This window comes from Seongchinamella sediminis, assembly GCF_003457605.1.
GTDB lineage: Bacteria > Pseudomonadota > Gammaproteobacteria > Pseudomonadales > Halieaceae > Halioglobus > Halioglobus sediminis.
This window is the reverse complement of the sequence record NZ_QRAN01000024.1, coordinates 26,802-50,696: the sequence shown is the minus strand read 5'-3', so window position 1 is coordinate 50,696 and position 23,895 is coordinate 26,802. Positions and strand designations below refer to the sequence as shown.

Below are 23,895 nucleotides of genomic sequence, written 5' to 3'. Positions count from 1 at the left end.
CCAGCGACACATAACTGAACAAGTCACCGCCTTCCTGGTAATCACCGCGCATTGTTTGGCCTCCAACCTGCGATTACGCTATTTTCCCTCATTTGAGGGAGTTTTTCAGCAACCTGTTAGGCTCGGTGCGGATACAAACCTATGAGGGTTTATAGGGTCAGCCTCTCCTGGGGTTGTGTGTACATCCGCCAGCCTTGAAGCGCCGTGCATCACCCATTCTCATTTCGCCACACCCGCACCTTGCGATGCGATGTTGCAATAGCAAGGTGCGGGGTACATTTGGCGAGTAATCGGGAAGCCGCCATTATCGGGGGATAACGATAATGATATTTCTTTATCGAAAAAAATCGTGTAGTGTGCAACGTGTGGCGAGATCAGCCCCTGTGATGTAAGAGGAGTTCAGATTTGGGTGACGCCGGTAATAAGAAAAAAAAGCTTACCGATCCCGGGTCGAGCGCTAAAGCCGTTAACCCGATCGGGCGCCGTCTGCGCGAATTGCGCAAAGAGCACGACTGGACGCTGGCCGAGGTTGCCGCGCGCACCGGCATCTCCGTCGGCACGCTATCGAAACTGGAGCACGGCAAGACAGACCTGAACTTCACTAGCGTCAATAAACTTGCCAATGGGCTCGGTCTACCGGTAACTGACCTGACTAATCCGGGGAGTCGCATGCAAGGCAGGCGCACCATCACCATTGGTGGGCAAGGTGCCCTCTTCGACACACCCGATGTGGCGTATGAGGTGTTGTGCAGTGAGGTGACCAATCACCAGCAGGGTTACCTGAAAGGCGTGGTGAAATCCCATGAATTTGACCCTGAACTACCCTGGCATCGTCACAAGGGGCAAGAATTTGTGTACGTGCTCAGTGGCCGCCTGGAATTGCATACAGAGCTTTACCAGCCGGTCCAACTCAAGGCCGGCGACAGTATCCTGTTTGATTCGTCGATGGGGCACCATTATGTATCGCTCGGGCGCAAGCACGCCGAGATTCTGATCAGCATGTCCCTGCAAGGTTATGAGAACGTGTCTGACACATTTCGCCCCAGACAGAGGCAGGTACGATGACTGAAAAACGACGCGTAGGAAAAGAGATCGCATTGCCCGATGGCAGTATCGCCCCACTTTCGGCTGCCTACGCCGCTGCGGGATTTTTATTCACTTCCGGGCAACTCGCTTTTGATGAGGCGGGTAAATTGCACACGGGCGATATCGCCGATCAGACGCGTTTGTGCCTCGAGAATATTCGTCGACTGCTGAAGGGTGAGGGTCTGTCCCTGCAGGATGTGGTGAAGGTCACTATCTGGCTTACTGATCCTGCGGATTTCAGCGGATTCAATGCGACCTACAGTGAGTTTTTTGGCGAGCACCGCCCCGCGCGTTCGACGGTGCGGTCTGATCTTATGCTTCCGGGCGCAAAAGTCGAGATAGAGGCCATCGCGGCCTACTGAGGTATAGGCACTCCCCCTTTGGATTCCAGGCCAAGGAAATTCCCAGGCCAGAATATTTTTCGAATAAAGTTTTCGAATACGAAAAAATGTGCTATGTTCTGCAAATAGCAGGTTGCGATGCGGACATTCAGGCGCTGTGGAAACCTTTGACATAATAATAGTGGGCGCGGGAATGGCCGGCGCTTCCATCGCTGGGGAGCTCAGTGGCCAGGCACGCGTACTGCTGCTGGAGCGCGAGGAGCAGCCGGGTTACCACTCCACCGGCCGCTCGGCCGCAGCTTTTATACCGTCCTACGGCCATGATAACCCTAGTCTTTCTTTACTGACTAAATGCAGTCTCGATTTCCTGCTCGACCCATCTGAGATTTTTCGGACGAAGACCCTGTTGCACCGCAGGGGTCTGCTGGTGCTTTGCGCACCTGGCGAAGAAGCCGCCATGGACCAGGAGTGGTCCTCATTGCAGCAAAGTATTCCCACAATCTTTCGTGCGGATACGGACTTCATCAGGCGCCAGTTGCCTATCGTGAATGATGACTATGCGGCGACCGGCTGGTACGAACCCGATGTGTTCGATATGGATGTGCACGCGCTGCATGAAGGTTACCTGCGAGCCCTGCGTGAGCGGGGCGGCAGGCTGTTGAGTAACGTTGCTATATCCGGACTTGAACGCAGGGGCGCTGCCTGGTGTGTCGAGACCCCCGACGCAAGCTACTCGGCGCCGTTGCTGGTCAATGCAGCGGGCGCGTGGGCCGATGAAGTGGCGGCATTGGCAGGCGTTGATGGTATTGGCCTGACCCCACTTCGCCGCACCGCCGTGCTGCTGGATCCGCCTGCCGGGTGCGATGTGTCGGGCTGGCCGCTGGTCATGGCGAGTGACGGTTCGTTCTACCTGAAGCCGGATGCGGGGCTGATCCTCGCCTCACCCGCCGATGAACATCCCTCGCGGGCCTGCGATGCGCAACCCGAGGAACTGGATATCGCCTATGCCGTGCACTACGCCCAACAAGCACTGCAACTCGAGGTGCGGCAGGTCAAACACAGCTGGGCCGGCCTGCGCAATTTCGTCGCCGACCGCACACCGGTGATCGGCTTTGCACCTGATTCCGAGGGGTTTTTCTGGCTGGCGGGGCAGGGCGGCCACGGTATACAGACAGCACCCGCCGCGGCGAGGCTGGCGGCCTCTCTACTGCTGGGCAGCGGCTTGCCGGTCGACCTCGAACAGGTGGGCTTTGACCCCGCCTGGGTATCTCCGCGGCGACTCGAAGGGCTTGAAACCGTAACCAAAAAATCTCACCCCCAAACCAATTTTGCACAATAAAACCACTCTGAGGAACAGCACCATGCGTAAGACAATCCTGGCTTTGAATATCGGTGCCCTCGCGGCACTTGCCGTAACCACCACCCAGGCACAGGCCCAGGGAGGAAAAACTTCGACTTTCGCACTGGAGGAAGTGATAGTCACGGCCCAGAAACGTAGCGAAAGCAGTCAGGATGTGCCTATCAGCATCCAGGCCTTCAGCGCCGACGGTATGGAGAAGCTGGGCGCTACCGAATTGTTTGACCTGGCCAAGAGCGCACCGTCTCTGAGTACTGGTGGGATTCCGGGCAGTAATCAGACCAGCGGCATCCGCGGCGTCGTTGATTTTTCTCGCAATATTGGTATCGATGCGCGCATGGGTGTGTATATTGACGGCGTCTATCAGGGGCGTTCGTCATCGGCAAACCAGCCGTTGCTGGGCCTGGAGAGCGTGGAGATTCTGCGCGGTCCACAGGGCACGCTATTTGGGAAGAATACGGTGTCCGGCGCGATAAACCTGAATACGAAAAAGGCCTCCGACGAGCTCACGGGAGAGGTGAAGGCCGGCATTGGCAACGAAGGCTACTGGACAGTGTCGGGGTTAGTGAGTGGCCCGTTGGCCGACACCGTATTTGGTTCTATCGCGTATTCGAAACAGGAACGCGATGGATGGTTCGATAATATCGCGCTCAACAAGGACGTAGGTGACTGGTCACAGGAAGGCGCACGCGGCCAGCTTCGCGCTCTGCCGAGTGAGCAGCTGGAAATTATCCTGGCCGGAGATTGGGGCAAGTCGGATAGCGACATGCCGGTTTATACGCTGGAATCTTTTCCAGCTTACACTACCGCCAAAGATGAAGAGAATGACACGGTGGAGTTCTGGGGCACAGCCCTGACGCTCAATTACAACACCGAAAGCGATTACACACTATCGTCCATCTCAGCCTATCGGGAGAATGAATACACGCTGGTAGGAGACGAGGACTTTACACCGGCGTTCGATGCATTCCAGACCACCTTTGACGAGGATGGTGACCAGTTTTCCCAGGAATTCCGCATCGTTTCGCCGAAGTATGACGCCTTTGATTGGGTTGCGGGTCTCTATTACTTCGAGAGTAGTACTTCCACGGGTCGTAATCTGTTGCTCGGCGCGCCACTGCTGCCCGTGCCGCAACTCGGTGGAGTTATTGCGATTCCCAGCCAGAACGATGTCACCAGCTATGCCGCATATATCCATGGCAACTACCGCCTGACAGAGAAGTTGGAGCTGACAGCCGGATTGCGCTTTACCGACGAGGAAAAGGACTTTGATTTCGAACAGGTGAATACCCCGGAAGACCCCGCCGGTGCAGCGTTCATCTTTGAGAATTTACTGGGCTTCGACCCCGCTACCGCGGCGTTTCTAGGTTCCCAGGCGCCGGGTTCGGCGCTGGCCGCTCTTAATCTTACCTATAAGGACACCTACAGTGACAGCTTCTGGTCGCCGACGCTGGGTATTAACTATATGGTGAACGATGATGTAATGTACTACGCGAAGTACTCTCGTGGTAACCAGAGCGGTGGATTCAACGGTGACTTCAACCCCTACCTGCCGGCCATCCAGTTTGACTCAGAGTACGTTGATGCCTACGAAATAGGTATCAAGTCGACACTGGCTGATGGTGCTGTGCGCTTCAACGCGGATGTGTTTTATCAGGAATATTCTGATTTCCAGCTGTTCCAGCGTGTCCCGGTTGGAAACACCTCGGTGCAGATTGTCTCCAATGCCGGTGAGGCGACCAGCCAGGGAGTGGAGGTGGAAACCGTCTGGCTGCCTACTGATACTTTGCAGCTCACCTTGAATGCCACCTACCTGGATGCCACCTATGACAAGTTCGACAATCCCATATCGGCAATCGACCCTACCCAGCCCGAGAATTACAACGGCAATGATCTGAGTTATGCGCCGGAATGGAAGCTATACGCCGGCGTACAATATATTCAGCCCATAGGTGACGCAGGTGAGCTGACCTTCAATGTTGACTATACCTATCAGGATGATAGCTACAGTGGTCCAGAAAACGATAAGACCCAGCTGATTCCCGATTATGATCTTTGGAATGCACGCGTTACCTATAATCCGCCAAGTGATCGCTGGCAGGTGGCAGCCTGGATTCGCAACATCGGCGACGATGAATACATCATCAATCACAGTGTGGCCAGTCTCACGTCAGTCGAACGTGTCATCTGGGGTATGCCGCGGCTCTACGGGCTCGAATTCAAGTACTACCTGGGGCAATAGGCATTACTCCCTATCGGTGCTGGTATCGTGATGTGAATAAACACCGGGCGTCTGCGAGGCGCAGCTCTTTCCGCTGCGCCGAACATCGCTCGGTCCAAAAGATAAAGCGGGGGGAGGCTTCCCAGTGAACCGCTGCATGCAGGTCTATATTGTTCCCGCCGCGGTATTTGTTTCTGTGGTTATGGGCGGCGGCTACGGTACCGGTCGCGAGGTGGTGGAATTCTTCACCCGCTACGGCCTGTTGGGGGGACTGCTGGGTATAGGCGTTGCCTCCTGTGTGTTTGCCCTGGTATTGGCCTGCACTTACGAGTTCGCGCGAGTGTTCCAGGTTTACGACTACCGAACGTTTTTTGGCAAACTCATCGGTCCATTCTGGATCTGCTTCGAGATTCTTTACCTGCTGTTGTTCCTGCTGGTGCTGGGTGTGGTTGGTTCGGCTGCGGGCAATATTCTCGAGGAGGAGTTTGGAATTTCCAGCCTTGTGGGCATGGCTGGGGTGCTGGTGCTGGTGATTGCGCTGGTGTACTTCGGCCGCGAGGCAGTGGAAAAAGTACTCACCCTGTGGTCTATCGGCATGTACCTGGTGTTTGTGGCCTATTTTATTCAGGTGATGGACCATGGTGATGTAGATGTTCTACATGCTGTAGAAAATGGTGCGGTGGAGGTGGGTTGGCTACAGGGCGGCGTCCTCTATGCCATGTACAACCTTGCCATAGCACCTGTTCTGCTGTTCTCTACCCGGGCAATACGTTCGCGGGCGGAAGCTATACTGGCTGGCCTGGTCACCGGCCTGGCGGTGATGATCCCTGCGATCCTGTTTCACGTCAGCTATGCAGTAGGGTATCCCGCTGTCCTGGATGAACCCGTACCCAACTACTGGATGATGTCCCAGTACACCACGCCCCTGTTGCTGGGTATTTTCCTGGTCGCTTTGCTCGGCACCCTGGTAGAAACCGGTGCGGGGCTGGTGCAGGGATTTATAGAGCGTATTGAGGCGGTGCTGAAGCCCGGCGAGGACGAAGCGCTGGGACATCCGGCCAGGGCCGGTATAGCAATAGTGACGCTAGGCCTGGGTGGACTGTTGGGCTCACTGGGAATCGTCTCCCTGGTGGCCAAAGGGTATTCCGCATTATCTGTAGGCTTTGCGCTGGTCTATATCATTCCCATTTGTACCCTGGGTCTCGTGAAAATAATGAAATCGTCAGAAATGGGCTGAAAAATGCTCCAATTTTTATGTCGTAAGTCGATTAGTGGCGACATCGATGTGAATCTTGCCATGCGCCATCTGGCCAGCCACGAATGGGGGCGGGCGCGAGTGATCCTCGAAAGAGCATTGGCCAAGGGGCGGCTGTCAGAGCCTGAGCAAGCCCGTATTCTTTTGCAGGAAGCCCGGGATCGACTGGGCGTCAGGGGTGCATAAAAGTTGTGATCGAGACAAGTTCACTGAGAATCCGCCGCCAGCTTACAGGTTCGATGTCGCAAACTGCTACACGAGGGAACTCCCAATGAACAGAAACGTTATACCCGGACTGCTTGGCATAGCCTTCTGCACGGTGCTGGCTGCTGCAAACGTCCTTGGCCAACCGCAGCCGACCACGAATGATGCAATATCCGGCAAGGTGGCCGCTGCCCTTGAAGCCGTTACCGCCGGGCTGGTCGGTGTTGTGGGCGTGGCCGCGCAGGATATGGCCGGTGGCACACAGGTCTTCCTCAATGGTGATCAGCCCTTCCCGATGGCCAGTACCTACAAGATTCCGATAGCCGTTGCCCTGCTCAGCAAAGTCGATGCCGGCGAACTGAGCCTCACCGACATGATCGAGATCGATGATGGCGAGTGGGTGTATTCCCAGGTGATCGCGGCGAATTTTATCTACCAGGGGGTGGCGCTGTCAGTCGCCAACCTGCTGGAGGTTATGATTACCCACAGTGACAATACCGCCACCGATGTCTGCCTGCGATTGGCGGGCGGTCCTGCGGCGGTCAACCGCCGCCTGGCACAACTGGGCATCGAAGGTATGCGGGTCGACCGCTCCACCGGTGACCTGTTGCGTGATTTCTACGGCGTCGAGCCGGGACGGGAAAATCTCGCCGAGGTCGCGCGCATTGCAAGTGCTGATCCGGCCAGGGTCATCGCAGCAGACCCACGGTTCGAGGCGGATCCCCTGGATAAGTCGACCCCGAGTGCGATGTTGAACCTGTTGATCAGTCTTTACAACGGCAGTGCTCTCAGTGAGAAAAGCACCGAGTTTTTGCTGGGTACCATGGCTCGAACCGTAACCATGCCCGACCGCCTTGGCGGCTTGCTTCCAAGGAATACGCCCGTGGCCCACAAGACAGGAACGGTGGGTGGCGTGGCCAACGATGCGGGCTACATCACGCTGCCCGACGGACGCCGGTTCGCTATCGTGGTTTTCACCCGCGGCAGCGACACACCACCGGCCGATCGTGAGCGTGCTGTCGCCGAGGTGGCGCGAACACTCTATGATTATTTTTTGATCCACCCAGCCAGCAACTAGATGGCCGGGCTGGGAAATATCCGGCCCGGCAAAAGTCCTGTCGACAACGCGTGGGGAAATCCATGCGGTGGCAACCTGGTTGGAAAGGAAATTTGAACTGCCCTTAACTCAACACCGCAATTTTCTGGCGCTCTACGAGTTCAAGATCAATCTCATATCCGAGCCCCGGTTTGCCGGGTGCGTGGGCGAAGCCATCAGAATCAATCTGGATTTCTTCGACCAACCCATGCCACCAGGCTTCATGGGGTAATAGCACCTCCATAAAGCTGGTGTTCGGAATCGCCATCTGGATATGGAGATTGGCTACATCATTCATTGAATTGCCTCCATGATGGATTTCAAGCTTCATGGCGAACGCTTCCGCGAGATGTGCAATCTTGAGCATTGAGGTAATGCCGCCTTTGATCATCACGTCGCCACGCAACATATCGGTAGCTTTGTTCATGATCCAGGGCGCATAGTCATCCAGCCATCCGGCCGGAAATTCGGTGGCCATCACGGGTATATCCATACTTTCCCTGAGCTTTGCATAGTTGTAGATATCAGTAACGGGTAGAGGATCCTCATACCACAGGAAAGCCAGTTCCTCTATCGCGCGACCCACCTTCACTGCCTCGCCAAGGTCATAGGCCGAACGAGAATCCAGCATCAGGTTAAAGTCGTCACCCACCGCTTTACGGACGGCCTGGCAGGCGGCGATATCCTCGCGCCAGTTTTGTTTGGGGTGCAGTTTATAACCGTGCAAACCAGCGTCCTGTACTGCAAGCGCCTGTTCGACATATCCGTCAACAGAATCGTGCTGCTCTGAACTGGCATAGACCGGGATCTTGTGGCGGAATGTGCCGATCATGGCATGTACAGGCAATCCGCTGATTTTGCCCGCGAGATCCCATAAGGCGACGTCGACAGCACAGACCGCCAGCGTGCTGACCTGTGCCCGCATGCGGGACATGCTCTGGAACAGGCGCTCGCGATCCAGTGGGTTCTGGCCCATAAGCATAGGTTTCAGGAAACGGATGATATACGGTGCTTCGAGGCTGGCAGGGTGAACGCACAAACCTAATAATGCATGGCCCTCGATGCCTTCATCTGTTGTTATCCGCACCAAACCCAGGTCACTGGTGCCTGCCACGCTCTTAACTGCGTGATCATAGCTTTTAAGCGGGATATTCTCCCATTTAAACAGCGTTACCGTGAGATCCGTAATCTTCATATCAATTTTCCTGAGATGTTTCGATACTATTGATCCAAACCCAGGCGAGCTAACACTTCCTCGGTGTGTTCACCGAGCAAGGGTACTGAGCTATGCTCCCGCTTTGGTGTGCGGGAAAAAGCCAATGGACTATCGACTACCCGCAGGCTCTTTTGCCCTTTAACGGGAACGTCAGTCAGGGCGTTTATTTCCTTGATCTGTGGTTGCGACATGGCATCTGCAATACTCATAATCGGTGCACACAACAAGTCCTTGGCTTGCAAACGGGACAATAGTTCATCAGTGCTGAGGTGTTTACATGCCGCCGCCAATATCGGTTCGACGGTGCTCTTGTGTTTGGCGAGTTCAAGTACCGAGGCGGCTTCAATTCCCAGCTTTTTGCTCATATCCTCGACGCCCAGCGCCTCACACATCAGACCCAATGGATTTTCCTTGAAAAAGCCCAGGGCAAGCACCCAACCGTCGGTTGTCGAAAAGATAAAGTTCAGGCCTGTTTCAAGCCAGTTGATCGACCTGCCGGTATTCAATACGGAGGCGACTTCAATCCCCTGTATCGCAGCCGCCGTTCCCAGCAATGAGGTGGTGACCTTCTGGCCCTTGCCCGACTTTTCACGCTCCATCAGGGCCAGAAGAATTCCCTGCGCAAGAACCATGCCGGAACCAAAATCGATGGCCGGGGCATTGACGATAACGGGCGCTTTGTCACCTGAGTTATTGGCGCAATAGCCACTCAGCGCCTGAATGACCATCTCCTGACCGCCAAACGAGGCCAGCGGACCGGTTTCGCCATAGCCAGTGGCTACGGCGTAAATCAATTTGGGGCTAATTTTGGCAAGAGCTTCGTAACCAAAGCCCAGGCGCTCCATCACACCGGGGCGGTAGTTGTGCAGAAATACATCACTTTCCTTGACGAGGGCCATTAACACCTCTTTGCCCTTGTCCGTTGTGATATCAATACAAACCGACTTTTTATTGCGGTTAGCTGCGGCAAAATGGCTGCTCAAGGAATTATTCATCAGTGCATGAATGTCTGTGTTGCGCAGAATATCGCCACCCTGCGTTTTTTCCACTTTGATGACTTCCGCACCGTAATCGGCAAGCACCTGACCCGCCAATGGCCCCTGGAAAACTTCACTTAATTCAAGAACCTTTAAGTCACTTAGAATACCCATAGATCAGCCCACCTGCGCTTTGTTAATCTGGTCGGCAACGATTTGCCTCATGATCTGATTACTGCCGTCATAAATCTGAGTGATTTTGGCGTCACGGAACATTCGCTCGATGGCATATTCTTTCAGGTAGCCATAACCCCCATGCAATTGAACCGCATCGTTTGCCACATCCATAGCCGCGTCCGTGCAGGCAATTTTTGCCATGGAACTGAAAGCCTCAACGCCCGGTTGTCCGTCAATCAGCATGTTAACTGCCTTATAAAGCAGTGCACGGCTGGACTCCACCTTGACCGCCATGTCAGCGATCATGCCCTTAACCATCTGAAACTGTGCAATCGGCTGACCCATTTGCACGCGCTCGTTGGTGTACTGAACTGCCTCGTCCAGGGCTCCCTGAGCAATGCCCAGTCCCAGAGCTGAAATACTCAAGCGGGACGTGAGAAGATAGTCCTTGAAGTAAGAAAGCCCCTTGTCCGGTTCACCAATACATCGATCATCCGCCACAAAACAGTCATCAAGAATCACATCACATGTCGGACTCCCGCGCTGTCCCATTTTGTCTTCCTTGGCACCGAAAGATATCCCCTTGTCATCTTTACCTACCACGAAGACACCGAAAGAGCGGTCATCACTGCTGCCGGTTCGCGCCAGCACCAGATACCAGTCAGCCCAACCACCATTGGTAATAAAACGCTTATTACCATTGATTACCCAGCCGCCATCTACTTTTTTTGCGGTGGCTTTTATAGCCATCAAATCAGAACCCGCTTGGGGCTCAGTCATACACCAGCCCGTTTTTTTCTCGCCACTGGCAACACCGGGCACCAGCTCTTTTAACTGATCATTTCCATTCTCCACGATAATACTGAATAGCCAACTGCTTGCGATCGTTAGGGAGGTGGACGCGCATACACGAGCCAACTCTTCGCTGGCAATAACCTGTAGCATCAGATCGCCATCACTGCCGCCAAACTCTTCAGGGAACGGAATGCCCTGCAAACCCAAAGCCCTTGCAGCCTCAAAGGCCTCCTCTGGCGCAAGGGAATCGCGATCAATCATAGCGGCATGTGGCTTGACTTTTTCCTCGGCGAAACGTCTTACGGTACTGCGAAACTCTTCGTAAATTTCATTCATGTCATTGCGCATAAAAATCACTTTTTCTCAACAAATAGACTGTATATAAATCAGGCGCGGTCGGCCTTAATCACCGGGGTCACTCAGTCAGATAAGGTTTCAAGGCCTTTGCAGCCAGCAGGAAAAAACCCTGGCCGTACATCGCCCAGTCATAAACTACATTCGGCCCGCCTGGCGGTACGGTCACGCCCGGAATCTTGCCAGATGGCTCAACGGATCCCGCCACTACGCCGAAGGCCCTAAGGGCATTTTCAATCAATGCCTTGTCAACCAGATCCATATCCAGTTCAAGCGCGCGGGGAATCGCAAATGCAAACATCAGGGTCCCGGACGCCTCGAAATTGGATCTCGGGTCGTCCAGGGTATTGCGCAGGTAACCATTGCGATCCTGGTGTTTGCTCATAGCAGTAAGCAGGCGCCTTACAACGTCCTTGAAAAGACCTGCTTTCGGATGCGATGGCAGCAACTCCAGTAAATGAATACCGGCCAGAAGCAACCAACCACAACCCCGGGACCAGAAGGTAGACTGGGGGTAGCAATTGGGCACTTCACACCACATATGGCGCGCCAGACCCGCTTTTTCGTCAAGCAGGTGCGCTACATGCACCTCAAATTGAAGGACGGCCTCTTCAATATATTTATCTTCACCTGTTATCTGGCCGAACCGGACCAGGAAGGGGCAGGTCAGGTAAGTAAAGTCCACCCATAGCTCACGGGCTTCGTAACGCGGGCAGATGCCCCCATCGCTGGTCCGTGGCGAATTGACGAGCGCTTGAATTTGACGCTCAGCGGCATCCAGATATTCTTGTTTCCTGGAGTTTTCGTAAACCTGCAGTAGTGGCATACCCAGCGCGGAGGACAGGGAACCGGTGGGCGTGTAATCAATGCCGGCTTGAGCTGCCTTAAACGCATCGCCGTAACATAAGTTCCCCGACGAGTTCTGCGTCGCGACTGCACGATCCAGCCATCGCTGCACTACTTCTAAGGCATGATCGTCGCCCCAGGCCAGCAACCCGGACATGGCAATTGCCTTTTCCCAGGAATCTCGTTCAGCACTGTTTGCCAGGGTAAAGGCTGTTACCTGCTTCACCAATTGTTCCATTTCCTGAACTTTCATCGTGCAAAACTCCGTGGGACAATAAAAAACTATCCGGATAGTATTCTTGCAGGGGTGGCTTGTCAATACTTCGTTGGCTGAGTTGGCTGAGTTGGCTGAGTTGGCTGAGTTGGCTGAGGGCTACTCGATGACCTGCCGGTCTGACGATGCAGAGGCAGGCTGGTAGGGCATCAAAAAGCGGGCAGCAGGGCCCGCGGGAGACGCGATCGCTGCAGGTGAACTTTCAACGAAAAATGACGGGGTGAAGCAACGCATCCCTGAGTGATCTGATCAGCTGGCGGCCTACCTCGGGGTCCCGGCCTGAGCGGTACCAGAGCAGCATATTGCCGTCTCGAATGGCGATAAGGGAGGTAACAGTGTTTTCAATATTGATACCCGATGAGAGTTCCCCATTTCTCACACCCTCAGAGATAATCTCTGTCAACAGGCGCGTTAACTTTTCGTAGCTACCTTCAATTTTTCGATGTATATCTGCATCCAGGTGGGTGAAGCCAATGGACATCATAATCATTGCGCCGATATCGTCCGGGTGTTTCGCTCCCCAATCGGCTTGAAAGTTAACGAACCGGATCAGCAGGTCTTTCGCGGATCCATCCGCCACCGATAGTTCCTGTGCGAGCAAATCAATGGAGCGGAACTCAATATCATGCAGAATTTCGAGGATCAGGCGTTTTTTGCTTTTGAAGTAGTAGTAAACCGCCCCCTTGGTAAACCCCGCCGTATTCGCAATTTCTTCAAGACTGGTGTTTGAGTAGCCTTTCGTAGCAATCAGGTGCAGGGCAGCGGCTTTTATTTTACTGGTGCTTTGTTCACGGTTTTTCTTGGGCTTCATTGTTGCTTTTTCACTCCTGATGAGGGCGTATGGTCGCAAATGCGAGATGTCCAATGCAACCACCACCTGCGCGCCTGCGCTCACTTGCCCCTGATTGCCACCTGACGTTACGGGCGAAGAGGGCGAAGTCCCGGCAAACACAATTTCCATCGTGAAATATAAGAGCCGCCTCGACCTTCCCGTAAATAGAGGAGGCATTGACTCCGCAAAAACAAAAAGATACTATCCGGATAGTATACTAATTTTGGAGGCCTGCACAGGCGTGTCCAGACAAGCCGTTTAACAGCCATACCGCATATGCAGCGATTGAGAAGGAATGATGGAAAAGGAAAACACTAAAACTGGCCCCCTCGCGGGTATCAAGGTGTTGGATTTGACCGGCAATGCGCCCGGGCCCTACTGCACCATGCTATTGGCTGATATGGGGGCAGAAGTGATTGTCGTTGGAGGCGGCAGGGCAGGGGGGCCCGTCAGCACCTTTTCGCCGGGGAAGCGTTTTGTCACCCTGGATCTGAAGTCGCCTGCCGGCACCAGGATATTAAAAGAAATGATCAAAACAACGGATATCCTTATTGAGGGCTATCGGCCGGGCGTGATGAAACGCCTGGGACTCGACTATGAAACGGTCAGCGAGGTGAACACCAGGCTGATCTACTGCTCACTGACCGGGTACGGGCAGACCGGCCCTATGGCCTCTGAAGCGGGACACGATATTAACTATATCGCCCTGAGTGGGGTGCTGGGTTCCCTGGGGCCTATCGGCCAACCGCCTTTACCGCCGCTCAATCTTGTTGCCGATTTTGCGGGCGGCAGTTTGTTTGCCCTGAGCGGCATCTTGTCAGCACTCTATGAGCGCGAAAAATCCGGTCAGGGCCAGTATATCGATGCCGCCATGATAGACGGTTGCCTATCGATGATGGCAATGCATTTTCCAATCTGGGAAACGCCGTTTATGGCCGGGCGTGGTAAAAATTTCACTGGTGGCCACTTTCCGTTCTATCGCTGCTACCAGTGTTCTGATGGTCAATATATGTCGGTGGGCGCGATAGAACCGCAGTTTTATGCCTCTTTGTGTGCGAAGCTGGGTCTTGCTGATGTGCCTGAACAAATGAATACCGCATTGTGGGATTCTACGGCAAAGCAATTTGAAGCCGCATTTAAAACCAGAACGCGTAGCGAATGGGAGCAGATCTTTGACGGCTCTGACGCTTGCGTGGCGCCTGTGTTAACGCCTGACGAAGTATGGGCACATCCCCAGGTCCAGGCTCGTTGCCAGTCCGTCCAGGATCGATCTGTGCCACCTGCGCCTGCTTTGAGCCGATCTCCCATGAACCGGGGCGAGGTGGATGAAAGCAACCAGACCTACGCCTTGTTGCATGAACTGGGTTTTATGGATGAAGAAATCGCGGCCGCCATGCCGAAGAACTCAGCTGAGATAGAAATGGTTCAGGCATGGCCCCAAAAAGTTTAGGTCTCCGACTTTTCCGGATCGGTCAAAACTGGGTCTGGAAGACGATTTACACCAGCTTGAACCGGGTACGCGTCACATATGGATTTAGCTGAAGCTCAGCTTGATATCGACCAAGCCATTGTCGAAGCGGGCGATGATGTGGTCGCCAGCCTCAGCCGGCTTTGCGTTGTGCGTTGCTCCCGAAGGTATAACGTGGCCCAGCTCCAATACCGCTCCGGTTTCGCTGAGCTTGTTTGCCCACCAGGCCACGGCAGGGACAGGATCGCCAAATTCAACTGAGCTACAAGACTTGTCTATTTCATGATCAAACTACAGGGCGTTTCCCTTTTAGAGAGGATATCAGCAGATGAATAAGTATTCGCGTCAGCAGCGCATAGACATGACACTTGATGATCGCCTTCATCAGGCAGAAGGCTGGGTTTATATGACCGGCATGCAGGCGCTGGTGCGCTTGCCGATCCAGCAGCGCATGCGCGATGAAGCGGCCGGCTTGAATACGGGTGGTTATATCTCTGGCTATCGCGGCTCGCCCGTGGGTACCTACGATATGTCGCTGCAGCAATCGGAGAAAGAACTAAAAGCCCACAACATCTATTTTCAGCCCGGTTTGAACGAGGACCTGGCGGCCACGGCCACATGGGGCTCGCAGATGGTGGGGTTGTTTCCAGGCGCGAAAGTTGATGGTGTCTTCTCGATCTGGTACGGGAAAGCGCCAGGCCTGGATCGCTCAATGGACGCTATTCGTCATGCCAACCTTGCAGGCACCAACGCCAAGGGCGGGACCTTGCTTCTGGTGGGTGACGATCATGGCGCCAAGTCATCCACCGTGGCGTGTTATTCCGATTTGAATTTTGCATCCCTGGGACTGCCTTTTCTGGCCCCGGCCAATGTGCAGGATGTTTTTGATTACGGTCTTCATGGCATAGCGATGAGCCGTTATGCCTCCACCCTTGTGGGTATGAAACTGGTTACCGACGTGGTCGAGGGTGGCGGTTCAGTCTATGTGTCGCCGGATAGCCCTAAGATCATCACGCCAGAAGACACGGGTCCCGATACCACGATCAAAACGTTTACCCCTTTTTTGGAGCAGGAGCGTCTTTTGTGGGACGTAAAGCTAAAAAAGGTGCTGACCTATGCGCGCGCCAATGGGATAAATCGTCGGGAGGGCGCCCCTGAGGCCCGAATTGGCATCATGGCCGCCGGCAAAGCCTGGCAGGACATGAGCCAGGCCCTTTCGGGCCTGGGTTATGCTGACGGAAAACTGCGGGATACACCCATAAGCCTGTTAAAAATAGGCATGGTTTGGCCACTGGATTACGATATCGTTCGCGAATTTTCCAAAGACCTGCACACCCTTTTGATCGTAGAGGAGAAACGCCCCCTACTTGAAGACCAGGTACGTGCCATTCTCTACGGTTCAGATATTTGCCCCAACATCGTGGGTAAAAACTTCAAACCTCACGCCGGCGCTGTTTGCGGGGGTGACTGCGCGTTCCCAACCTATGGGGAAATCAACCCGAATCTGGTTACCCAGGTTCTGGTGCGAGTGCTGAATGATGTTGATCCAGATTGCGGCATTTCGCTTCCCGACTATCTGCAAAGCCAGACTGTCCTGCCAGGCGGTGTCGAACGACCACCCTCATTTTGCGCCGGCTGTCCGCACGGTCGCTCAACACAAGTCCTGGAAGGAAGTCGCGCTCTGGCTGGCATTGGCTGCCATTCCCTGGCTATTTTACGTGACGCAACGAAAACCAATTCGATGAGTCATATGGGCGCTGAAGGTATGATGTGGGCGGGGCAATTCCCGTTTACTGATGAGAAACATGTCTTTGCTAATATGGGTGATGGAACGTACTTCCATTCCGGCTATCTTGCCATCCGCGCCGCCGTGGCATCAAAGGCGAATATAACCTACAAAATTCTTCATAACGGTTTTGTCTCCATGACAGGGGGGCAGCAACACGATGGTGATATTTCGCCGGAGAAGATCATCAGGCAGCTGACAGGTGAGGGTGTCGCGCGTATTGCGTTGGTATCGGATGAACCTGAGAAATTTGACGCTCGCGCGCTCGGTGTTCAGGTCTATCACCGTACGGCTATGGAAGCGGTTCAGGCGGAATTTCGTGAGTTAAGCGGGGTAACGGTCATTATTTATGATCAGCCCTGTGCGACAGAGCGCCGCCGTTTGCGTAAACGCGGCAAATGGCAAGACCCCGATAAGCGCGTTTTCATTAATCCTGAAGTCTGCGAAGGCTGTGGTGACTGCTCCACGGTTTCAGGCTGCATGGCGATTGAGCCGTTGGAAACCGAGTTAGGTCGCAAGCGTAAAATTAACCAGTCCTCATGTAACAAGGATTTTTCCTGCCTTGAGGGTTTCTGCCCTTCACTAGTCAGTGTCTCGGGTGCGCAGCCAAAAAAAGCGCAGGCCGCCGAAGTGCAGATAGATGCCAGTCACCTGCCTGCGCCTGAGTACACCTTTGATGGTACCTGGTCGATACTCGTGTCAGGTATTGGTGGCGCGGGGGTGGTGACGATAGGTCAGACGCTGGCTGTCGCAGCACATGCCGATGGCTATTTCTCAACCAGCCTTGATATTACCGGTTTGGCCCAGAAATATGGGGCTGTTCATTCCCATGTCAAGATAGCGGAAAACCCTGAACAGATGAGAGCGACCCGCATCGCTGTGGGCGAAGCCAACGCAATGATAGGCAGTGACCTCGTTGTCGCCGCTGGTGACGAAGCGCTTTCAAAAGTTGTCAGTGGCAAATCCGTTGCGGTTGTCGATACAACAGTGGTGCCTACCGCCGAGTTCTCCATGAATCCGGATTGGAAGGTAGATAGTGAAGCGCAGATAGGGCGTTTGAACCAGGTATTGGGGGACAACCTTCGAACTTTGGATGCGCAGACGCTGGCAGACCGGGTAATGGGAGATCGTGTTTTCGCCAATATGTTGCTGATGGGTGCTTCCTGGCAGCAGGGAGGGATTCCCCTGTCTCTGGAAGCAATTCATCGTGCCATCGAGCTGAACGGGGTGGCCGTTGCCAGGAACAAGCAGGCCTTCGATCTTGGGCGACTGGCCTATGCAGATGCGCCCGCCGCTCGCCGTCTGGCGGGCGAGGAAGTGCCGGTTGTAGTGCAGATGCATCGCGAGCCGTCAGTGGACGATATCGTCGCACACCGGGTCGCTGAATTGACCGATTACAAGGACGCAAACCTTGCCAAACGCTACTCCGACACGGTGCAACGGGTCCGCAGCGCAGGACTGAATGAGGCTGCAGTCAAGGCCGTAGCGCGTGGCTATTACAAGCTGCTGGCTGACAAGGACGAATGGGAGGTGGCCAGACTCTATACGAAGCCGTCGTTCCGCAAAGCTCTGGCGGATACCTTCGACGGCGACATAAAACTAACCTTCCACTTCGGTGCATGGCCCTATGGTGGGCTGGACAAAGAAACCGGCAAGTTCACCAAGGGGGAAGTATCGAGCAGCAGGGCAATGTTCTTCTTCGGGATGATGAACCGGTTCCGGTTTCTGCGCGGTTCAATCCTGGATCCATTTCGCTATTCAGAGGAGCGTAAGCTCGCCGCCAAACTGCTTGCGGATTATGAGTCGGATATTGCGTTCGCCCTTTCGAATAACTCGGCTGAATCGGCTGAAAAAATCGCTGCGCTATTGAATCTGCCAGAGCATATTCGAGGTTACGGCCATGTTCGTGAGCGTCATGCTGATACTGTGAGCAAAAGCCGTGACGAACTGCGAGCCGCCATCCTCGCTCGTGAGGTGAAAGCCGCCTGATTTGAAGTCATACCGGGCAGATAGTCCTTAATTTAGCTGTGGTAGATACAAGCGGCAAAGGCCGCCAAATAGCCAAGGAGAATAGAATGAAAATCACAGATTTAAAAACATGGGCTGTAGCGACTCCTCCACCGCATAAAGGCGGTGCCTATTGGATATTTGTTAAGTTAACAACCGACAATGGGATATCCGGCTACGGTGAAGTCTACGGCGTACCATTCGGGCCCGCTACTGTTTGCAAGATGATCGAGAACGTATTCGAACGCCATGTGGTAGGGGAGAGCCCGTTTAATATTGAAAAAATGTGGCGCATCATTTACTCCGCCGGATTTGTGCAGCGTCCTGATGTCAGCACGGGGGGAGTCCTCTCAGGTATCGAAATCGCTTGCTGGGATATTATTGGCAAGGCTTTGGATCAACCCATCTACAACCTGATGGGAGGGAAGGTGCATGAGAAGCTGAGATCTTATACCTACCTTTATCCTGACGTTGATGAATTGACCGCAGAGAAATTTCATGGCGATGCAGCTGCGGCGCCCAAACGCTTACAGCATTACATGGATATGGGCTTTACCGCTGTCGGGTTCGATCCGGTAATGCCGATGGGTTCTTTCGATCCGCGCCAGCTTTCCCTCGAGGCCCTGGAAGGCGCGGAGCAGCTGATGCAAAGTTTGCGCGAGGTGGCTGGAAGCAAGTGTGATTTGATGATCAAGACACATGGCCAATTAACCACTTCCAGTGCAATTCGCCTTGCCCGCCGGTTGGAGAGATTCGATCCGCTCTGGTTCGAGGAGCCTGTGCCGCCATGCAATCCACAAGAAATGGCGCGCGTTGCCCGTTCCACCACTATTCCGATCTCCGGTGCCGAACGACTGGTCGGCCGTTTCGAGATTTCAAAAGTACTGGAGGCGCAGGCGATTCAAATCCTGCAGCCGGCCCTGGGTCGCGTGGGCGGTATTCTGGAGGGCAAGAAGATCGCTGCCATGGCCGAGGCGCATTATGCGCAGTTTGCACCGCACCTGTACGCCGGTCCGATCGAAGCCGCGGCGAACATTCAGTTGTCAACCACGCTGCCGAACTTTCTGATCCTTGAAAGCATCGACAACTTCGACGGTTTTTTCAACGACATGCTCACCACGCCGATTCAGTGGGAGGGCGGTTATGTAACCGTCCCCGACCGGCCAGGTCTTGGTTTTGAACTCAACGAAGCGCTGGCAGATGCCAACCCGTATACGGGAGAGAACGCCTTCCCACCGATGGCTGAATCGCCCATTTTCTAATCAAGAGCAGCGAAAAGCGTGTCTTTGGTATTGAATAATGGAGCTGATAAGCAATTGAAAAAGTTAAGCATTATCGACAGCGCATTCCTGATGATGGAGAGCAGAGAAACGCCCATGCACACGAGCAGTTTTAATCTGTTTACCCTGCCCGAGGGAGCTGACGAGCAGGAGTTCCTGCACGGCCTGGCAGACGGTTTGCGCACTGCACATGAGCTGCAGTCGCCCTTCGGAGAAAAATTGAAGGTTGGCCCGCGCGGGATGCTGGGACCGCTTTACTGGGAGAAGGACACCTCCCTGGGCCTGAACTACCATATACGCCATTCTGCCCTGCCCAAACCGGGTCGATTTCGCGAGTCGTTTGCCCTGGTTTCCCGGCTACACGGTACCTTATCTGCGTTTTCGGCATGGTGAAGTCCGCCGGCAGGTACTCGCTTATCATCAGCGAGAGAATCACGGGTGCGGTTAGCAGGTACGCCAGGGTGGCGCCCATTCCCAGCATGGCAAGCACCAGCTGCCATACGGCTATCCAGTATTCGTACTTTACCTAAAGTTCCGCCAGATCCTGCTCCCGCGAGTATTATGATTGTTCCTGCGCTTCAGCCATGTATGGCCTTTCCCAGTCCCGCCAGCGCCGCTTCCATGGTCGCTTCGCCCAGGGTGGGGTGGACATGTATGGTGCCGGCGATATCTTCCAGGCAGGCGCCCATCTCCAGTGCCAGTGCAAACTGATTGCTGAGTTCGGCGACGTGGGTCCCGACAGCATGCATGCCGAGGACCAGGTGATTGTCGGCCCGCGCCGTCACCCGCACGAACCCGCCGTCCGTGCCGCTGTTCATGGCCAGCGCCCTGCCGATGGCCGCGAACGGGAATTTTCCCACCACGGTCTCGATGCCCTGGTTGGCAGCCTCAGCGGGCGAGAGTCCCACCCCGATGATTTCAGGCTCGGTGAAGCACACCGCCGGGATGGCCTTCGGGTCGAATTCGCGACGTTTGCCGGCAATGATTTCCGCCACCATCTCCGCCTGGGCCGACGCCTTGTGCGCCAGCATGGGTTCACCCACCAGGTCGCCGATGGCCCATACGTTTTTCATCGAGGTGCGGCACTGGCTGTCCACCTTGACCGCGGCGCCCTGCATATCGATGCACATGTTTTCCAGGCCCCAGCCCGCTGTATTGGGGCGCCTGCCCACGGTCATCAACACTTTGTCTGCCTTTATCCTGCCCTGCTTTCCATGCTCGTCGGTATAGACAAGCTCCGGCTTGCCGCCTTGAGTTTCGACCCGCTCGGCGCGCGCCCGGCAGATCACTTCCACTTCATGCCGCTTCAGCCAGTTCTCGATAGGTTGGGTCATTTCCGGGTCGAACAGTGGCAGGATGCGTTCCAGCCCCTCGATAAATGTCACTTTCGCTCCCATTTTACGCAGGGCTATGCCGAGTTCCAGGCCGATATAGCCGGCTCCTATAATCACCGTCTCGTCGGGAACGGCCTGCAGATTGAGGGCCTCGCTGGACGAGATGACATCGCCGCCCAGGGGGATGCCCGGCAATGGGCTGACGGTGGAGCCATTGGCCAGCACGACGTGCTCGGCGCTTATATGCAGCGAGCCCTGTTCGCATTCCACCTCGCAGTTTTTTCCGTCGGAGAACCTGGCCCAGCCATGGACGACCTTCACGCCGGCTTTTTTCAGCAGAGCGGCGACCCCCCGGTTCAGTTTGTCCACCACCGCGTCTTTCCACTCGACCATGCCCCCAAGGTTCAAAACCGGGGCGGCGGGCAACGAGATGCCCAGGCTTTCACGCTCACTGTGGGAGAGCATCTCCTGATACATCGAGGCGCCATGGATCAACGCCTTGGACGGGATGCAGCCGCGATTGAGGCAGGTTCCCCCGAGGCGGTCCGCCTCGACCAGCACGGTGTCGAGGCCCAGTTGCCCGGCGCGAATCGCCGCCACGTAACCGCCAGGTCCGCCGCCCACCACCAGCACCTTGCAAGACAGGGAATCCATCACGCTGCCTCCACGAATAACATGGCCGGGCACTCGAGCAGGCTCCGGATGCACTGGATGAATTGGGTGGCTTCCCAGCCATCGATAATGCGGTGATCAAAGGACGAGGACAGATGCATGATGTCCCGGGGCACGAATCCACCGTTCTGCCACAACGGTCGTTTCGCCACCTTGTTAATGCCCACTATCGCGACCTCGGGTGAATTGATCACCGGTGTCGTCGCGATCCCGCCCAGTGGTCCCAGGCTGGTAATGGTAATGTTGGAACCTCTGAGTTCGTCGCGCCCGATGGTACCCGCGCGAGCCGCTTCGGCGAGCCGTTTGACCTCTGTGGCAGCCTGCCACACATCCAGAGTCTCGGCGTGTCGGATAACCGGCACCAGCAGCCCCGCCGGCGTCTGGGTGGCTATGCCGATATGAGCGGCGCCATACTGCCGCAGTATTTCGTTCTCATCATCGTAGCATGAGCCCATTTGCGGGAACGCCCGCAATGCCTTCACCATGGCCCGAATGAAAAAGGGCAGCATGGTGAGTTTTTGCTGGTCGTCGCGCCGCTGGTCATTCATGCGGGCCCGCAATAGCTCCAGTTCTGTGACATCCACTTCCTCGACGTAGGTATAGTGCGGGATGCGTTGCATCGTGTCCTGCATGATGGCGGCGATCTTACGGCGCAGTCCAATGACTTTGGTCTCGCTGACGGAGGTGTCGGCAATTGGGCCCGCAGCCATGCCCCTCCGCGCCGTATGGTTGGCGATGAATGCATCGAGATCTGCGTGCGAGATGCGCCGGGCAGGCCCGCTGCCCGGTACCTGGCGCAGATCGATGCCTGCTTCACGTGCGCGCTGGCGCACTGCAGGTGATGCAATAGGTTTTTCACCTTCGGGACGGGGTACCGCTGGCGGTGGGTTGGCATCATGCGGCGGGGCGGGTCGCTGCGGTGTCGGGGGCGGCACTTCGGCCACGCCGGGTGCCGGTTCTGGAACCGGCGCCGGGTCGTTGGGATGGGATGTCGGCGGGTGCTGGTCGGCTGCGCTAGCGGTCTGGCCATCGCGAGTTTCGGCCGCGATATTGCCCGGCCCGCTAACCTGCAATCGGACCAGGTCCGCCCCCACAGCCATGGTTGCGCCCGCCTCGGGTCCCGTCCAGGTCACCTCGCCGTCGACTGGAGACGGGATTTCCACGGTCGCCTTGTCGGTCATCACCACGCACAGCAGGTCGTCTTCCACGATGGTGTCGCCGACCTGCACGCTCCATTCAACGATCTCGACTTCGGCGATGCCCTCGCCGACATCCGGCATTTTGATCAGGTAGTTACCCATGTTCACGCCTCCATCACCTTGTGCAGTGCTGCTCCCACCCGGCCCGGGCCGGGGAAATAGTCCCATTCCTGCGCGTGCGGGTAGGGTGTGTCCCATCCGGTCACCCGCTCGATCGGCGCCTCCAGGTGGTAGAGGCAGCGTTCCTGCACCACTGCGATCAACTCGCCGGCGAAGCCGCCGGTTCTGGTGGCCTCGTGCACGACCACGCACCGGCCTGTCTTTTTAACCGAGGCTTCGATGGCCTCTTCGTCAAGCGGCAGCAGGGAGCGCAGATCCAGCACTTCGGCGTCTATCCCCGTCTCCTGTGCGGCGGCCAGGGCCACGTGCACCATGGTGCCGTATGCCAGGACGGTAACCGCCTCGCCCTCGCGCGCGATGGAGGCCTTGCCGAGGGGCACTGTGTAGTGTCCATCCGGCACCTCGCTGGCGGGATGCGCCGACCACGGGGTAACCGGCCGTTCGTGGTGACCATCGAAGGGGCCGTTGTAGAGCCGCTTGGGCTCAAAGAAAATCACCGGATCGTCGTCCTCGATCGAGGCAATGAGCAGCCCCTTGGCGTCATAGGGGTTGGAGGGCATGACCACCTTCAGGCCGGCGACGTGGGTGAATAGTGCCTCTGGGCTCTGGCTGTGGGTCTGGCCGCCGAAGATGCCGCCGCCGCAGGGCGTCCTGATTGTGATCGGCGCGAAGAATTCGCCCGAGGAGCGATAGCGCAGCCGGGCAGCCTCGGAGGCGATCTGGTCATAGGCGGGCAGGATGTAGTCGGCGAACTGGATCTCGGGAACTGGCCGCAGGCCGTAGGCGCCCATGCCCACCGCGGCGCCGATGATGCCCAGCTCGCTGATCGGTGCATCGAACACCCTCGATTTGCCGTACTTTTTCTGCAGTCCCTCGGTGGCGCGGAACACGCCGCCAAAATAGCCGACATCCTCTCCGAATACCACCACGTTGTCGTCTGCGCCCAGCATCACATCCAGGGCATCGCGAATAGCCTCAATCATATTTTTTCGGGCCAC

General features: G+C 55.7%; 18 protein-coding genes. 10 read left to right on the top strand and 8 right to left on the bottom strand.

The annotated features are described in order from the left end of the window. Positions 1–405: 405 nt before the first annotated feature. From DWB85_RS17190 to bla, 6 genes are all read left to right on the top strand, one after another. The gene (locus DWB85_RS17190; protein WP_101517445.1) at positions 406–1,065 is read left to right on the top strand and encodes a helix-turn-helix domain-containing protein; all 660 of its coding nucleotides are present in this window, start codon (positions 406–408) and stop codon (positions 1,063–1,065) included. After that, positions 1,062–1,448, top strand: coding sequence for a RidA family protein (locus DWB85_RS17185; protein WP_162846180.1), 387 nt, complete (start codon positions 1,062–1,064; stop codon positions 1,446–1,448). Before DWB85_RS17190 ends, DWB85_RS17185 begins: the two co-directional genes overlap by 4 nt. A gap of 88 nt (positions 1,449–1,536) precedes the next feature. Continuing rightward, positions 1,537–2,766 carry an NAD(P)/FAD-dependent oxidoreductase gene (locus DWB85_RS17180; protein ID WP_338055647.1) on the top strand — a complete coding sequence of 410 codons (1,230 nt, stop codon included), beginning with the start codon at positions 1,537–1,539 and terminating at the stop codon, positions 2,764–2,766. Between the two features lie 22 nt (positions 2,767–2,788). After that, positions 2,789–5,026, top strand: a complete 2,238-nt coding sequence (locus DWB85_RS17175; protein WP_101517443.1) for a TonB-dependent receptor — start codon at positions 2,789–2,791, stop codon at positions 5,024–5,026. A 124-nt stretch (positions 5,027–5,150) separates the two neighbouring features. After that, positions 5,151–6,242, top strand: coding sequence for a hypothetical protein (locus DWB85_RS17170; RefSeq protein WP_101517442.1), 1,092 nt, complete (start codon positions 5,151–5,153; stop codon positions 6,240–6,242). A 289-nt stretch (positions 6,243–6,531) separates the two neighbouring features. Continuing rightward, on the top strand, positions 6,532–7,542 hold the full coding sequence (gene bla / locus DWB85_RS17160; RefSeq protein ID WP_101517440.1) for a class A beta-lactamase: 1,011 nt from the start codon (positions 6,532–6,534) through the stop codon (positions 7,540–7,542). 103 nt (positions 7,543–7,645) lie between these two features. Here the strand turns inward: bla and DWB85_RS17155 are convergent, their stop codons facing one another. From DWB85_RS17155 to DWB85_RS17135, 5 genes are all read right to left on the bottom strand, one after another. Further along, positions 7,646–8,755: an enolase C-terminal domain-like protein gene (locus tag DWB85_RS17155; RefSeq protein ID WP_101517439.1), complete on the bottom strand. Its 1,110-nt coding sequence runs from the start codon at positions 8,753–8,755 to the stop codon at positions 7,646–7,648. A 26-nt stretch (positions 8,756–8,781) separates the two neighbouring features. Continuing rightward, entirely contained in the window at positions 8,782–9,927 is a 1,146-nt protein-coding gene (locus DWB85_RS17150; protein WP_101517438.1) for a CaiB/BaiF CoA transferase family protein, read from the bottom strand. Positions 9,928–9,930: 3 nt separating this feature from the next. Continuing rightward, on the bottom strand, positions 9,931–11,073 hold the full coding sequence (locus DWB85_RS17145) for an acyl-CoA dehydrogenase family protein (RefSeq protein WP_205422787.1): 1,143 nt from the start codon (positions 11,071–11,073) through the stop codon (positions 9,931–9,933). 67 nt (positions 11,074–11,140) lie between these two features. Beyond that, positions 11,141–12,178: a glycoside hydrolase family 88 protein gene (locus DWB85_RS17140; protein ID WP_101517437.1), complete on the bottom strand. Its 1,038-nt coding sequence runs from the start codon at positions 12,176–12,178 to the stop codon at positions 11,141–11,143. A 223-nt stretch (positions 12,179–12,401) separates the two neighbouring features. Then, a complete protein-coding gene (locus tag DWB85_RS17135; RefSeq protein ID WP_162846179.1) occupies positions 12,402–13,094 on the bottom strand; it encodes a TetR/AcrR family transcriptional regulator in 693 nt (230 codons plus the stop codon). Between the two features lie 232 nt (positions 13,095–13,326). Here DWB85_RS17135 and DWB85_RS17130 point away from each other — a divergent pair, with 232 nt between their 5' ends. The 4 genes from DWB85_RS17130 to DWB85_RS17115 all read left to right on the top strand — a co-directional run bounded on the left by DWB85_RS17130 (position 13,327) and on the right by DWB85_RS17115 (position 19,965). Beyond that, positions 13,327–14,481, top strand: a complete 1,155-nt coding sequence (locus tag DWB85_RS17130; protein WP_101517434.1) for a CaiB/BaiF CoA transferase family protein — start codon at positions 13,327–13,329, stop codon at positions 14,479–14,481. 346 nt (positions 14,482–14,827) lie between these two features. Then, a complete protein-coding gene (locus DWB85_RS17125; RefSeq protein ID WP_101517433.1) occupies positions 14,828–18,274 on the top strand; it encodes an indolepyruvate ferredoxin oxidoreductase family protein in 3,447 nt (1,148 codons plus the stop codon). A gap of 86 nt (positions 18,275–18,360) precedes the next feature. After that, the gene (locus tag DWB85_RS17120) at positions 18,361–19,554 is read left to right on the top strand and encodes a mandelate racemase/muconate lactonizing enzyme family protein (RefSeq protein WP_101517432.1); all 1,194 of its coding nucleotides are present in this window, start codon (positions 18,361–18,363) and stop codon (positions 19,552–19,554) included. A gap of 18 nt (positions 19,555–19,572) precedes the next feature. Continuing rightward, entirely contained in the window at positions 19,573–19,965 is a 393-nt protein-coding gene (locus DWB85_RS17115) for a wax ester/triacylglycerol synthase domain-containing protein (RefSeq protein WP_239017368.1), read from the top strand. A gap of 185 nt (positions 19,966–20,150) precedes the next feature. Here DWB85_RS17115 and lpdA read toward each other — a convergent pair whose 3' ends face one another. Genes lpdA through DWB85_RS17100 form a run of 3 tightly spaced genes read right to left on the bottom strand, consistent with a single transcriptional unit; the run spans position 20,151 to position 23,895 of the window. Further along, positions 20,151–21,560, bottom strand: a complete 1,410-nt coding sequence (gene lpdA, locus DWB85_RS17110; RefSeq protein ID WP_205422786.1) for a dihydrolipoyl dehydrogenase — start codon at positions 21,558–21,560, stop codon at positions 20,151–20,153. Then, complete coding sequence (locus tag DWB85_RS17105; RefSeq protein ID WP_101517430.1) at positions 21,560–22,879, bottom strand: dihydrolipoamide acetyltransferase family protein; 1,320 nt, start codon at positions 22,877–22,879, stop codon at positions 21,560–21,562. The genes lpdA and DWB85_RS17105 overlap by 1 nt, the downstream gene beginning before the upstream one ends. Before the next feature lie 2 nt (positions 22,880–22,881). Beyond that, the gene (locus DWB85_RS17100) at positions 22,882–23,895 is read right to left on the bottom strand and encodes an alpha-ketoacid dehydrogenase subunit beta (protein WP_117956988.1); all 1,014 of its coding nucleotides are present in this window, start codon (positions 23,893–23,895) and stop codon (positions 22,882–22,884) included.